This window comes from Neolewinella persica DSM 23188 (genome assembly GCF_000373105.1).
In the GTDB taxonomy this organism is placed as follows: domain Bacteria; phylum Bacteroidota; class Bacteroidia; order Chitinophagales; family Saprospiraceae; genus Neolewinella; species Neolewinella persica.
In genome coordinates, this window is the sequence record NZ_KB890439.1 from 50,867 (window position 1) to 64,238 (window position 13,372).

Consider the following 13,372-nt stretch of genomic DNA (forward strand, 5'->3'; position numbering starts at 1 on the left):
GTCTTCCGTCCATTATTTCAGACAAGATATGCTTCGGGATTATGCACAAACGCACAGTGTTTTTTAAATCCTCCCCGTGGGGAGGGGGGGCTTAGGGTATTAAAATTCCCGCACTTTCACCGAGCGAAAACTGACCTTGTCTCCATGGTCCTGCAACAGAATTGGCCCGGCCGGCCACTGGCCGAAGTTCTCCCAGTCTTTGTATTTACTGTAGGCAACTAAAGCCCGGAACATCTGACTGAAGCGATCGTACTCAATAACCTTGTAACCGTTTAACCAGTGCTCTACGTGGCCTCCTTTAACCACGATCCGGCCCCGGTTCCAATCATTGATATTTGTCTCCGCATTTCTGGATACGTCGATGGGCTTAGCGGTAATCAGGTCGTAGAGGGAACCAGCGGTACGGTTTCCGGCCACCCCCATTTTTGCGTCTGGATGCACTTTATTATCCAGGATCTGAAATTCAAGGCCGATGGCGGAACCAGTTCCTTTATTCAGGGTAGGGTCTACAAAATACTTGACGCCACTATTGGCACCGGTCGTCGGCTTAAATTCGAAACTGAGTTCGAAATCACTGAAGTGATCAATGGTAATAATATCGCCTCCGTTGGTGCTTTCACCACCGTCACTTTTTTCAACGGTTAGCTCTCCATTACTCATGGTCCAGCCTTTTTCAGGGAACCCGTCGAGTTTGGCACCGCGCCAGCCGGCGGTTGTTTTACCATCCCAAAGCAGGCGCCAGCCCAACCGTTTTTCTTGTTCGGAAATGGTGTTAGGTACAAGGTTGACCGGCATGCCGAGATTGGCCGCAGGCAGGCGGTCAGCTTTTGTCGCATTTTCCTTGATCCGGATATTACGCCATTTGACCTGTTTTCCCTCCAGAGCATTATTAACGCTGTGGACCTGCAGACAAATCATCCCCGAAGCATCAAAATCATCGATGAGGTTAGCGGCAGGAACGCCGTTGATGTAGGTCCGCATTTCTGTTCCGATCGCTTCGATACGAGCCTTGTTCCAGCCAATATGCTGGTAAGCGGATCGGGCAGGAAGATTGTAGTGCAACGGATAAATCCACCCCCTGCGCGCTTCATCGTATATGCCACCGGTGTAAGCCCTTGGGGCCGGATCAATCTCCATTTGGTAACCGAACACCCGGCGAATATCATCTTGTTGGCGCCATTGGGCCCGAAACATAACGCCAGAATTCAGGGTCGGGTCATCATGGAATTCAAACTCCAGGATGAAATCACCGTAGGGGCGATCCGTACAAAGGAAGGAGTTGGGGGTTTTAATAACGGCAGTACCGACAAGCTCTTCATTGACGGCAGCGTAAGTCGCCTTGCCCCCGTATTGCTCCCAGCCGTTCAGATTTTTGCCGTTGAATAGCGGCTTGAAACCATCATCTTGCGCAAAGAGCGTCGCAGACAAAAAAAGGAGCAACCAAAAGGTATTTCGCATAATCTTTTATTTTGGCAGAAGGTAAGCAACCCAATGAATACAGACCAAGTCTTTTTTAGTGTTAAAGTACAAGTTATGCGCATATTCGTACTAATACTGATTTGGGCGGGGACGCAGGTGCAGGCAAATGCTCAGGAAGAGCAAGGGTTTGTTCTGCAGACGGATGAAGACGGTGTTTTCGTCTGGGTTAGGCCAGAGTCCAACGATGACCTCACCGTCCGCGTTGCTATAACCGCCCGGGCTTCGGTCTCAGAGGTGCGCAAGGTCATCGACCATGCCTCAGCCTACCCGCGTTGGGTACATCGTTGTGAAGAAGCCTACGTTCTGCCCGGTGGTACACCTAAGGCTTATTCTTACTACTCCCGGGTAAATTTGCCCTTTCCCTTTAGTGACCGGGAAGTCGTAGGGGCGATTACCCAATCTGTTGACGTAAACACCGGCGTTTTTACCCGAATCATCAAAAGCACCCCAACGGCTCTGCCAATGAATAAGGGGATACAACGGGTAGAAACTTATGACTCCACCTGGAAGGTGGAACCTTTGTCTGACAATAAAGTGGCCATCACGTGTACCGTCAGGACTGCCGCAGGTTCAGGCTTGCCTAATTGGCTGCGGCACGAGATCATGACCGGAGGACCGGTCAAAACGATGAAGGGCTTAGTCGAAGAGTTAGAAAAAGACTAATCGGACTTGGCGTAAGCGATTTGCAATCGCAACTACCGAATAATAGCGGAACAATCCAACGTCGGCGCTTCTTCCCAGGGTAACATAGCATTCATGAGGCGTAGCTTTCCGAAACTATCCAGGTCGCGTGCCCGGATGACGATGGGGCGAATTACGCCAAGCTCAAGCAACTGTTCCCGTCGGGTGCCTCTCAACATGGGCCAGGCGGGGGTGTACCAGTGCTGACCGTCAAATAAGGCAATGTTGGCGTAGCTCGCATCGGTAAGGTGGCCTTTTTGTACCATAAGGATGTCATCACAATGCCCCTTCTTTTCCAAGCACTTTCTAATGCCGCTGCGATCGGTGAACTTTTTGCCGTAGGCGAAGTTTTCCGCCTCCACCAATTTAAGGCTATTGATGGTACGCGCAGTATAGGGTACAAGCTCCTGTTTTAATACCTCGGTACCGTATTCGATTCGTAGTTTGTAGAGGCCTGAAAGGGGCAAATCGATCTCAGATAAAATCTTGTCCAATTTCAGCGCAGGAGGCTTACCGAACAGTGCTCGACGGGATCGGTCAACCCTTCGCTGGTGATAAGGCAGCAGGTCCGCATGTCCATTCTTTATCCGAATGGACTCCAGCAAAACAGCTCCGGATGATTTTGTCTTATGTCCCAATTGGCTATTCTCTAAGCTAATGTAACGAAAAAGAGTTAACACTCAGCGGAATTCTTACTTTAGCTTTAAGTTCTTCGAACTCTTCCTGCCAATTGCTGCGGGCGGTAATCCCTCCGCCGGACCTGAAATGGAAGGTGCCGTCTGTTCGTTTTTCGATCAACCTGATGAGCACACAGGTGTCGAGTTGCTGACCGTCAAAGTATCCGCCAATGCCACAATAATAGCCTCTTGGTTGCCCTTCTGCCCGGCGAATGATGTCTAGCGTAGCCGGCTTTGGCGCACCGCTGATGGAGCCTGCCGGCAGCAGACGATTCAGTATTTCCCCAAGGTTCTCTCGCCAGTTCTCAGGTAATTGGCCACCGATATTGCTGCTGGTTTGGACCAGGCCACGTCGGCTCGTGGCAATCTTATGGAAGTAACGATAATTGGTTACCCGGACTTTTCTGGCCACCTGGCTAAGGTCATTCCGGATAAGGTCCACAATCGTTGCGTGTTCCGCTACCTCTTTTTTACTTTGTAACAGAGCTTGCCGGGCTTTAGGGGTGTCCAGAGCGGTCCCCTTCATTGGCCGGCTTTCGATATAGCCCGCCGGAGAGACAGTGACAAAGGTTTCCGGACTAAAGCATACGAAATGATCAGGCCACACAATACGATACTTTGCCTCACTTTGCCAGTATATCTCTTCTAAGGAGCCAGTAAGATCAACGGGTACAGGGAAAGTCAGGTTGGTGAGGAAACTATCTCCCCGTTGTAGACCGGTCTGTACCACTTCAAAGGCATTCCGGAAAGCCGATTCACTAATGTGGTGAGCAAAAAGCTTTGGTGGCAACATCCCACTGGGCGGAAGGTCTTCTTCCTCGTAACCCCGAAAGGAGAACCTTGGCTGATCTGCATCCGCTTCGCTCGCTGACCAAACCCGAGGTTTTTCCTGTTCGAAATCGACCAGGAAGAAACATGGCTCCTGCTTGGCACCCAGGCGATTGAGCTCCAAGGCCCACTGGTCCATATTTTGTGGTTGTTGCTTCATTTAAAATAAAGACGATTATCGAAGAGAAAAGTTACGGCATCAACGGAATAACTCTCCATTACCCTCCCAATCTGTTTATAGTTGTTATCGTATATCTGATTCGGGGCAAATGCTTAATCGTTCAAATTTTTTTATTCTTTTTACACTTATCCTTCCGATAGCCAAGCATTTTTTAAGCCCGTTTATAAACTCATGTCTGGACGATCTTTTCGTCCTAATAAAGGTTTAACTTTCATGCTTCCACTACAGAAAATAACCTACTCCCTGGCATTGGCCTGTCTTTTCATTTGCCTGATGGTTTTTGGTAAGGTCTTGCTTGTTCCCGTCGTCCTGGCCTTTGTACTTTGGTACCTTATTAACGCCGTTGATCAGGTGATGCGTAAGTTGCCACGTATCGGCCCCGCAAGTCCTCGTGGGATTAGCTTGTCGGTTGCCGCCGTGATGGTGCTGGGCATAATCATCCTGGTTGGCAACCTGGTAGGACAACAGATCAACGACATGATTGATACCGCTCCCGAATACTGGATCAACCTGGAGTTGCAGTTTGCCCGTGTCATGACTCGGTTTGGATACGACGAGGCTGTCACGCTCAAAACGATTTCCGAAGGGTTCGATGTAAATGGCTACCTGCTCGGCCTACTTACCTATTTTACCTCCGCCACCCGCCAGTTCCTGCTCGTTTTACTTTACACCCTTTTTCTGTTGGTGGAGCAGCACACCTTCCCGCGTAAGCTGGCAGCTCTGGATCTTCCCCGTCATCGTAGGAATCAGTTGATGCAGGTGCTAGGTAAGCTTAACCTTGCCATCCGTGCTTATGTAGGCGTTAAGTTCGCCGCCTCCTTCGCAACGGGGCTGCTCAGCTATTTCGTCATCGAATACGCTGGTGTTGATTTTGCTGTCCTCTGGGCCTTCTCCATTTTTGCGCTCAATTTTATACCCACCATCGGCTCTATCGCAGCTACGATCCTTCCAAGTTTGATGGCGCTGGTCCAGTTTGATTACCTGACCCCTTTCCTCATTGTCGTTATTGGCGTAGGGCTGATTCAGCTCAGCATCGGGGGATTATTAGAGCCTAAGCTTTACGGAGATGCGCTCAACATCAGCCCTTTCGTAATCATCTTCTCGCTTATCCTTTGGGGCTTGCTTTGGGGCGTAGTGGGTATGCTCCTTTGCGTGCCGATAACCTTTACGTTGATCACTTTCTTAGCGCAATTCCGGGGTACCCGGCCAGTAGCGGTGTTACTCTCACGACGGGGGCGGGTCTGATTTTGCTCCTTAGTTAAACCCCGTACTGCACCTGCGGCCGCGCCCTGAATAACTTCGGGAAAAAGAAAATTGAAAAAAGTTTGCTCTTGCTGTCACACTTAGCCAGGCACCCGGCTATAAGTCAGTAACAAGCTTACCAAAATCACTTTTTTTGATCTGCTGATCCTGCCCCGGGCCCATGGGAGGAGGAAGATCTACTCGATAATTCAACCTAATGAAAAAGCAACTATTTTCTCTTCAGGGCTTCCTGCTGCTATCGCTAATTGCCATCTTCACTTCTTGTGGACTGCTGGACAGCGACGAAATTGAAATCCTGCCGGTATTCGATTGCCCAAGAATAGAAGCCATGATTGGCGATTCCTGTTTAAATGCTGCCGGCGTCATTGGCACCGTGAACGCCGATTGTGCCTGTGAAGGCTTCGGTAATGCCTTTGACTGCCCTGACCTGCAACTCAATTTCCGGGACTCCTGTACCACCGCAACTGGACTGACCGGCCTGGTATCTGGCGATTGTGCCTGTTTTATCACCACCGATACGACCTCTTTCGATTGTGACAACCTGATGCTTAATATTGGCGATGACTGCCGGACCGGTTCTGGCGGAGGCTACGTCGATGAGAACTGTGGTTGTACGCCCTACAACGATTTCGATTGTCCTGGTCTTCAACTTAATTACCGGGATACCTGCATTAATGCTGTAGGGAACCCGGGCCTAGTGTCTGGAGACTGTGAATGTATTGGCGGCACCGAGTTTGACTGCCCTGACCTACAATTAAACTACGAATGGGACTGTATGTTGGCCGATAGCACCTACGGCTACGTAAATCCGAATTGCAACTGTGTTCCTTACAACAATGACTTCGACTGCCCCGATCAGCAAGCGAATTACCGCGATGATTGCCAGACCGCTGATGGTGAAGAAGGATTCATAAATCAGGACTGTGGCTGCGAGCCTTACAACAACGATTTTGATTGCCCCGATCTTCAGCTGAATTTCCGGGACACTTGTGTAAGCGCTACTGGAATTCTTGGTGTCATATCCGGAGATTGTGAATGCATCACTGGCAGCACTGAGTTTGATTGCCCGGACTTACAAGCCAACTTCCGCGACGTTTGCCGGACCGGTGACGGCCAAGCTGGAACGGTCAGTCAGGATTGTAACTGTGAACCGAATAACAATACTTTTGATTGCCCGGACTTACAAGCCAACTTCCGCGACGTTTGCCGGACCGGTGACGGCCAAGCCGGAACGGTTAGTCAGGATTGTAACTGTGAACCGAATAACAATACTTTTGATTGCCCGGACCTCCGCCTTGATTTTGGGGCTGTCTGCCTGACTGCCGACAGTACTGCCGGTAGAATCAACCAAGAGTGTCTTTGTATCGCAACGCAAACCTTCGATTGCCCTCAACTACAGGCCAATGTTGGTGACAACTGCCGGACCCCCGGCGGCGGCAGTGGAACCGTTACTGCCAACTGTAATTGTGAATAGAACGATAGGGACTGCGGAGAGGTGTTTTTAAGCCTCTCCGCAGTCTACCTTTACCAATCAACTTTATGAGTCGTAAGGTCGACATCCAACTAATTGCCAGGTGCCTCGCGAATAATCGTGCGGCACAACGGCACTTGTATGACCTCTGCCTCCCTTACCTGAATTTGAGTTGTCGTCGATACCTGATCAATGAGGCGGACCTGAAAGATGCTCTCCAGGATACTTTTATCAGTGTTTTTGGTAGCCTTAGCCAGTTTGACGTAGAGAAAGCCAGCTTTAAGACCTGGTCTACGCGCATCGCCATTAATGCCTGCCTGAAGTGTAATCGTAAGCGAAAGCAGAGCGGTACCCAGGAGTTGGTTATCAATATGCATGATCCGGAAATACAGCCGGAAGTTTTTGCCCAATTGTCCAACGAAGACTTGGTCGCGTGGCTGAAGCAGATGCCGCGTCCATATTTCGAAGTGTTTAACTTCTACGTCATCGATGGTTTTTCGCACCAGGAGATTAGTAAGATGTTGGATATTGATCCCCAATTATCCAGGCAACGACTGGCACGTAGCAGGGCCTGGCTAAAAAAACGCTTGCCGACCGATCTACGGGCCGACATCAGCCGGGAACACCGGCTTGAAATTGGTCTGATTCTCGTCCCTCTAGCTCAAATCATCACTCTTTTCTTAACCCAGTAGTCATGACCTTTTTCGAAACTATTCTGAAAAAACGCCTTGGTAATGCTACTTCTGATAAAGGAGTCGCACCTGACGACCTATGGGCTGCAATTGAGCAGGGGCTACCGCCCGAGAAAGAAAAGGGCTCTTCCTTTAAGTGGAGAACTATTGGTCTTACCTTATTGGGGGTGTTTGTGGCTTTGAGCGTTTCATTGAGTATTCTTCTGCAGAAAGACGAAGGGAATACGGACCTGGACGATATTGAATTCCTAAGCGAAAATGTGGTTGAAATTGCCGAAGCTCCCACAAGGCAGGTCCGTGAAGAAGGTATCGACGCAGTAGATGTTATTGCCGGCGAAAAAGGGGAGGCTGCAACAAAGAAAGGGGAAAGTCTGCAGAGTTTAGCGGGCAAAGGGAATGTATCTAAGCCTGCTGATTCTGAAAATCATATTTCAGCCGGTAGTTCCGAACGGATTATTGACAAGGCTTTAGCCACAAATGAATCAGCAGAAGCGAGCTTGTCGAACAATGCAAAAGACGAGCCAGTAGTCACAGCAGCAATGACTGATGAACGTTCGTCCGGAACAAAACCCTCCAATGTGCAAGTATTTGAAGAAAATCTGGCTAAGGATGAGGCAAAAAGAGCGCGTAAGGAGAAGCTAATGTCCACTGGCGCTGTGCCAGCCAATGACTTGAAAACCATTCCTTCCCTCAATGAAGTTGCCGTAAGTAAGCTTAATTTACCAACAACAATTGCTCCGCTGGTAAGGAACAAAAAGGAACTTTTGGTTGAGAATTTTAAATCCATCTTGCCCATAAGACAACTACGTCGTCCCAGGGCTGAGCTTGGCGTCTTTGTGGGCACGAATATGCTGCGGCACAGGTATCCATCCGCCGCTGCAGATGATTTGGCTGATGTGCTCAACGCTTCCCGGGGGGAAGCATTAGGGCAGTCCGCTGCCCTGGAGGTGGGCTATCGTCTAAAGCCGGGCCTGAAGTTGTATTCCGGGGTAGAATTGTTGAAGACCCATACCACCTTCCGGTATACCCAACAGCGGGATACGGTAATGATGCGGAATGGCCGTGAGATCGATGCTGTCGCCATTCGTCGCGTGCAGCATAACAATCGCCAGACCTTACTCAGTGTCCCGCTGATGCTGGAAAAAACTTTTGCTTCTGGCCGTTGGGAGGCTGGGTTGTCCGCAGGAATTTCCTTCAATTACCTGACCCAACAGACTGGCCGGTCACTTAATGCTCTACAGCAAATTGTTACTTATTCTAATGGCGGTGGAGTAAATCTTCCTGCACCTGATTTTTACCTGTCTTACCAAATTCGTCCTTCCATAAATTATCGGTTGAACAGCCAGGTAAGGATCCAGGCCAGAGCTGACCTTCGTTGGCAACGGTATGGTCAGTCTGCCTTGTACGAGCTGTCGGCTAATTCAATGTTATATGGTGGATCGATTGGGGTTGTTTTTGGCTTGTAGATAACGAATACGTAGGGGTGAACCCCCACGCTACGATAGACGGACCTCCGGCCCTGAACGAATGGCGCTCCGTGTCCGGAATAAGCACACTCACCCCCAACTTTGTTTTATCTTCCCCGCAGATCACGGTGGCATCTGCCACTTTACAAAGTACCCAGCCTGATTATGCGGAAATTAATACTAGTGCTTCCTTTCCTTTTCCTATTGCTTACCGCATGTGGAAATGAGACCACCTCAACCGGTGACATCGATAATAGGGTGGACGAAGAACCTGCTGCCTCCAAACCCATGGACTTCGTTTCCCACCGGGTGGTCGACAACGCCAAATGGTGGTGGGCCCTTACGGTGGGAGATGTGACCAATGACGGACTGCAGGATGTGGTTTACATCAATAACAATGCTAACGGAGGCTATCTTGCCTTCCGGACTGGCGCGAAAGACGGAGAGCTGTGGAAGGAAACCATCGTCGCCCAGGCGCCACCAACTGGCGGCACTTTTGCTTCGGGCGACCTGGAAACCGGAGACATGGACGGCGACGGTGATCTGGACATCCTGGCCGTGAAGCACACCGGTGAATGGGATGATGCAGGAGAGAGCGCCGAGATATTCTATTACGAAAATCCGTCCTGGACGCCTCATCCCATCGGACTGGCGAAAGACGCGGTTAAGGACCTGTCCATCGGAGATTTTGACGGAGATGGCCGCAATGATCTTGCGGTGCTCACCTTTGACGAACACAACCTGCGTATTCACCAGCAGCAGGAAGACGGTACCTTTAAAATGGTGCAGGACATCACTCGTGATGGCCTCCATGAAGGCATGGACTTGGGAGATATTGACAACGACGGCGACCTGGACATTGCGGCCAACGGCTTCGTGTTCATGAACCCCGGTGGTGACCTTACGGAGGATTGGACCATTGAAGTAATTGACCCCAAATGGAATACGCAAACCGGAGACTGGAGTGCCAACGGCACTAAAACCTTTGTGGTCGATATGCTGGGCAGCGGAATTCCGATGATCTTCATCAGCCACAGCGAGAGAGCTGGATACCCGTTGGCTTATTATATGCGCAAACGCGACGGGACTTACATTGAATCGATTGTCCTGGAGGAATTGCCCGCCGCGCACACCCTCCAGGTTTTTGATATGGACATGGATGGAGACTTCGACATTGTGACTGGGATCAACTACGCCCGTGCGATAAATCTGGATCCAAAGGTTGACCATTTTGAAGTATTGGTACTCACCAACGACGGAAATGATGAGTGGGGGCGGAAGGTGATTGAAAACGAAGGCATTTATAACGGTAGAGTAGCTGACTTTGAGGGGGATGGTGACATGGACATCTTTCGTTATCCAAACCATGAGGCTACGGATCTTTTCTTCATGGAGAACCAAATGAAGTAATTGCCCAATGAGAATCCTTAAGCAACTTTTTTTGGGCGCGGTCGCAGGTGCAATGTTCGTCCTGTCTGCCTGTGGACCAGCCACTGAATCTGCTGACCAGCTTCCACCTGCAGACGTACCCAATACCTTGTCGACGGAGCAGTGGACGTACATTCAAATAGACTCCACCAACGTAATGTGGGGAGAATTTGACGGGCCGGAATGGCTGCGTTACTTTGGCCTGGCGGCAGCCGATTTTACCGGAGACGGTAAGCTGGAGATCGTTACCGGGCGTACCGTCTTTCGAAACCCCGGCGGAGATATGACCGGGAAATGGGAGAAAATAGACCTGGCCGTCAATGTGGACGCTAACCTGACTTATCAACTAATCGGAGAAAAGGCACCGAGTATCCTGGCCGAAGCACTTCCTGAAGTGATTCGTTTTTCGGTAGATCAAAATGGAGATTTTACGAAGGGTGAAGTCGTCGCCCGGGTGCCTCCTACCGGTCATCACAACGGACAAGGTTATAAAACCGCCGACCTCTTTCCTGGTAAAGGGGACGTTGAAATAATTTACGCGAGCCAGGGGGGGCTCTACGTTATGGACCCAACGGCGGCATTGCCCTGGCCCGTCGTTCTGGTAGGCGCCGACGCCAGCGACGAAGGCTTCGGCGTAGCTGACATGGATGGAGATGGCGACCTCGACCTGATTTCCGGCTATCGCGTCCCTGGCCTTGATGCCGAAGTGCCGACTACGGTAGTGTGGTTTGAAAATCCAGGTACTATGACGCCCGACTGGACCCGTCACCAGGTGGGCCATACCGCTTTCGCTATCGACAGGGTAGAGGCCACCGACTTGAATGGAGACGGCCGCATCGACGTAGTCGTCGCAGAAGAACGGTACCCCGGCCTGGAGCCAGACGCTACCCTGTGGGCTTTCATGGCTTCCGATACCGGCTTTGTGCGCAACGCCATCGTCACCCAATACTCCATGAATAACCTGGACCTGGCAGACCTGGATCAGGATGGAGATGAAGACATCCTCACCGCAGAACACAAAGGTCCAGACCTCGCTTTGCAGCTTTGGAAGAATGATGGTGCCGGCCATTTCACTAAACAAGAAATTGACCGGGGTAAGGAATCTCACCTCGGAGCGCAGGCTTTTGACATGGACGGTGATGGCGACCTGGACATCATCAGTATCGGTTGGGACCAGCATCAGTTTGTGCATCTCTGGCGGAACGACGCAAAGTGATTTAACGGTGATTTGATTAATGATTAAACAGAATTCTGTATTTTCGTTTATGCCCAATCAGTTAGCTGGTCTGGCGTTTTTGTCATCCTTTACAGAAAATCACCACCCATGCGTTTCCTTTTTTCCCTGTTCGCAGTGTACTGTTGTTCCTTTCTTTTTGCTCAGACTGGTGCTGCCTTTTCAGGCTTGTCCAGCTGTGATGCCCAAGTGCAAAGCTTCCTCAATGAATACGATATCCCCGCTGCCTCCCTGGCCATTTCTCGAAATGGCAAGCTGGTGTACAACCGTGCTTTTGGCAAGGCCGATTTGGCCGGGCAAATAGTCACCCAACCCTGGCATCGTTTCCGGGTTGCCAGTGTCTCCAAACCTCTGACGTCCATTGGCATAATGAAGCTGATAGAAGCGGGAAGCCTTGAACTAAACGAAAAGGTGTTTGGCCCGGGGAGTCTTCTTGCTAGCCACGAATACCTCAGCATGGCCAACATTACAGATAACCGGGTTTACGATGTTACTGTCCAGCACTTGCTAGAGCATTCAGGAGGATGGGATCGTGATCAAAACTGCTTCCCTAATCCAACTACACCCTACAGCTTCTTTCGTGGAGGGTGTGATCCTATCGGCGCACCACTACACATTACACAAACTCTCGGTGTTGGCAATCCAATGAAAACGGAGGACCCCATTTTTTTCCTTTTGGAAAAAGGCCTTGAATTCACTCCCGGAACTAGATATGCTTACTCTAATATTGGATATCTCGTACTTGGAGAAATCATCGAGGCCGTTACCGGAAAAGATTACGAAACCTATATGCGGGAGGACGTATTCGCTCCGGCTAATGTGTGTGATATGAACCTTGGGAAGGATTTACGGGAAGACCGCTTGCCACGCGAGGTAGAATATGAAGGTAATGGGTTTACGGTGTCCTCCGCTTATGGAACAGGTCAGCAGGTACCCTGGGAATACGGCGGTTGGACGATCGAAGCAATGGGGCCTCATGGTGGCTGGGTAGCAAGTGCTGCCGACCTCATTCGTTTGCTCAGCACCGTCGATGGATTTAACAGTAAACCAGATCAATTGAGTAGTACTACGATCAATTCTATGACTACGCCTTCTGCAAATGCTAATTACTACGCCAAGGGCTGGGCCGTAAACTCAGCTAATAATTGGTGGCATACTGGAGCCCTCGACGGGACCGCCAGCATTATGGTCAGGTCCAGCGGAGGGTACAACTTCGCCTTGATTCTGAACAAAAGAATCATCGATCGCCGATCCAATCAGTTTTGGGCGGACCTTGACGGCCTACCCTGGAGTTGTATAGGAGGTGCTACTTCCTGGCCTGGGTACGACCTGATGTTGCAACCAGAGGCAGGGGTGACTAACTTCACGGCAACCCCCATCCAGAATGCGGCCGCAGCTACGGTAAGCTATGATTTACCTACAGGGGTGGAAGTACTCATTGTCGCCAGTGAGACTGAGTTTTTGGCTTCCTATCCGGAGGAGGCGGTCAGTTATGAGGTTGGAGATGTTTTGCCCGGTGGAGCAAAGGTGGTCTACGTTGGAGATGAAGATGAAGTAGAAATCCTTTCCCTTGAGCCTACCACCACCTACTTTTTGCGGGCATTCCCTTTCCGGAAGAATAGTGATACCAGAAATTTCCCCCTGTATCGACTGTGTGACGCTACTGAAATATCGGTGACCACCTCAAGTACTTTCGTTGAAGATCCTCAGTTTGTGGTAGATTTCAAACTCTTTCCTAATCCAACGGATGGTCTTTTCAGGTTTACCCTTGATGATCCGGCCCACCTTGCTAAGACCACTTATCGTTTGTATGATGCCATCGGCCAGGAATTACGGTCAGGCCAGGCTTTGGCAGAAACGGCCTTGTCGCTGGCCAATTACCCTACAGGCCTATACACCTTAGTAGTTTTGCAGGATGGACAGCTAAAAGTAAGGCGGGTGATCCATAAGCAGTAGGGCGCTGCCGCAGGTG

11 protein-coding genes are annotated in these 13,372 nt (G+C 50.3%); 8 read left to right on the top strand and 3 right to left on the bottom strand.

The annotated features are described in order from the left end of the window. Nucleotides 1–99: 99 nt before the first annotated feature. Nucleotides 100–1,458: a 3-keto-disaccharide hydrolase gene (locus tag B036_RS0116875; protein WP_020569910.1), complete on the bottom strand. Its 1,359-nt coding sequence runs from the start codon at nt 1,456–1,458 to the stop codon at nt 100–102. Between the two features lie 75 nt (nt 1,459–1,533). On the opposite strand from B036_RS0116875, the gene B036_RS0116880 reads away from it, so the two are divergent. Then, the gene (locus B036_RS0116880) at nt 1,534–2,142 is read left to right on the top strand and encodes an SRPBCC family protein (RefSeq protein WP_026232066.1); all 609 of its coding nucleotides are present in this window, start codon (nt 1,534–1,536) and stop codon (nt 2,140–2,142) included. Between the two features lie 32 nt (nt 2,143–2,174). Here the strand turns inward: B036_RS0116880 and B036_RS0116885 are convergent, their stop codons facing one another. Together B036_RS0116885 and B036_RS0116890 are read right to left on the bottom strand one after the other, a co-directional pair. Beyond that, a complete protein-coding gene (locus B036_RS0116885) occupies nt 2,175–2,840 on the bottom strand; it encodes an aminotransferase class IV (RefSeq protein ID WP_157472193.1) in 666 nt (221 codons plus the stop codon). After that, on the bottom strand, nt 2,815–3,804 hold the full coding sequence (locus B036_RS0116890; RefSeq protein ID WP_026232068.1) for an aminodeoxychorismate synthase component I: 990 nt from the start codon (nt 3,802–3,804) through the stop codon (nt 2,815–2,817). The genes B036_RS0116885 and B036_RS0116890 overlap by 26 nt, the downstream gene beginning before the upstream one ends. Before the next feature lie 255 nt (nt 3,805–4,059). Here B036_RS0116890 and B036_RS0116895 point away from each other — a divergent pair, with 255 nt between their 5' ends. The 7 genes from B036_RS0116895 (at nt 4,060) to B036_RS32275 (ending at nt 13,356) form a co-directional block, all read left to right on the top strand. Beyond that, nucleotides 4,060–5,091, top strand: a complete 1,032-nt coding sequence (locus B036_RS0116895; RefSeq protein ID WP_020569914.1) for an AI-2E family transporter — start codon at nt 4,060–4,062, stop codon at nt 5,089–5,091. A gap of 214 nt (nt 5,092–5,305) precedes the next feature. Beyond that, nucleotides 5,306–6,583: a hypothetical protein gene (locus B036_RS0116900; RefSeq protein WP_020569915.1), complete on the top strand. Its 1,278-nt coding sequence runs from the start codon at nt 5,306–5,308 to the stop codon at nt 6,581–6,583. Nucleotides 6,584–6,648: 65 nt separating this feature from the next. Next, on the top strand, nt 6,649–7,272 hold the full coding sequence (locus B036_RS0116905; protein ID WP_020569916.1) for an RNA polymerase sigma factor: 624 nt from the start codon (nt 6,649–6,651) through the stop codon (nt 7,270–7,272). Between the two features lie 2 nt (nt 7,273–7,274). Next, nucleotides 7,275–8,738 (top strand): porin family protein, encoded by a 1,464-nt coding sequence (locus B036_RS0116910; protein ID WP_020569917.1) that lies wholly within the window; start codon nt 7,275–7,277, stop codon nt 8,736–8,738. A gap of 165 nt (nt 8,739–8,903) precedes the next feature. After that, nucleotides 8,904–10,148, top strand: coding sequence for an FG-GAP repeat domain-containing protein (locus B036_RS0116915; protein WP_020569918.1), 1,245 nt, complete (start codon nt 8,904–8,906; stop codon nt 10,146–10,148). A 7-nt stretch (nt 10,149–10,155) separates the two neighbouring features. Continuing rightward, complete coding sequence (locus B036_RS0116920; RefSeq protein WP_020569919.1) at nt 10,156–11,382, top strand: FG-GAP repeat domain-containing protein; 1,227 nt, start codon at nt 10,156–10,158, stop codon at nt 11,380–11,382. 108 nt (nt 11,383–11,490) lie between these two features. After that, complete coding sequence (locus B036_RS32275) at nt 11,491–13,356, top strand: serine hydrolase (protein WP_020569920.1); 1,866 nt, start codon at nt 11,491–11,493, stop codon at nt 13,354–13,356. The last annotated feature ends 16 nt before the right edge of the window (nt 13,357–13,372 follow it).

What these genes read in the sequence shown, in the direction of transcription:
- B036_RS32275 (WP_020569920.1), top strand. Translation starts at nt 11,491, where the DNA reads ATGCGTTTCCTTTTTTCCCTGTTCGCAGTGTACTGTTGTTCCTTTCTT.
- B036_RS0116890 (WP_026232068.1), bottom strand. Translation starts at nt 3,804, where the DNA reads ATGGACCAGTGGGCCTTGGAGCTCAATCGCCTGGGTGCCAAGCAGGAG.
- B036_RS0116915 (WP_020569918.1), top strand. Translation starts at nt 8,904, where the DNA reads ATGCGGAAATTAATACTAGTGCTTCCTTTCCTTTTCCTATTGCTTACC.
- B036_RS0116905 (WP_020569916.1), top strand. Translation starts at nt 6,649, where the DNA reads ATGAGTCGTAAGGTCGACATCCAACTAATTGCCAGGTGCCTCGCGAAT.
- B036_RS0116910 (WP_020569917.1), top strand. Translation starts at nt 7,275, where the DNA reads ATGACCTTTTTCGAAACTATTCTGAAAAAACGCCTTGGTAATGCTACT.
- B036_RS0116900 (WP_020569915.1), top strand. Translation starts at nt 5,306, where the DNA reads ATGAAAAAGCAACTATTTTCTCTTCAGGGCTTCCTGCTGCTATCGCTA.
- B036_RS0116880 (WP_026232066.1), top strand. Translation starts at nt 1,534, where the DNA reads ATGCGCATATTCGTACTAATACTGATTTGGGCGGGGACGCAGGTGCAG.
- B036_RS0116920 (WP_020569919.1), top strand. Translation starts at nt 10,156, where the DNA reads ATGAGAATCCTTAAGCAACTTTTTTTGGGCGCGGTCGCAGGTGCAATG.
- B036_RS0116875 (WP_020569910.1), bottom strand. Translation starts at nt 1,458, where the DNA reads ATGCGAAATACCTTTTGGTTGCTCCTTTTTTTGTCTGCGACGCTCTTT.
- B036_RS0116895 (WP_020569914.1), top strand. Translation starts at nt 4,060, where the DNA reads ATGCTTCCACTACAGAAAATAACCTACTCCCTGGCATTGGCCTGTCTT.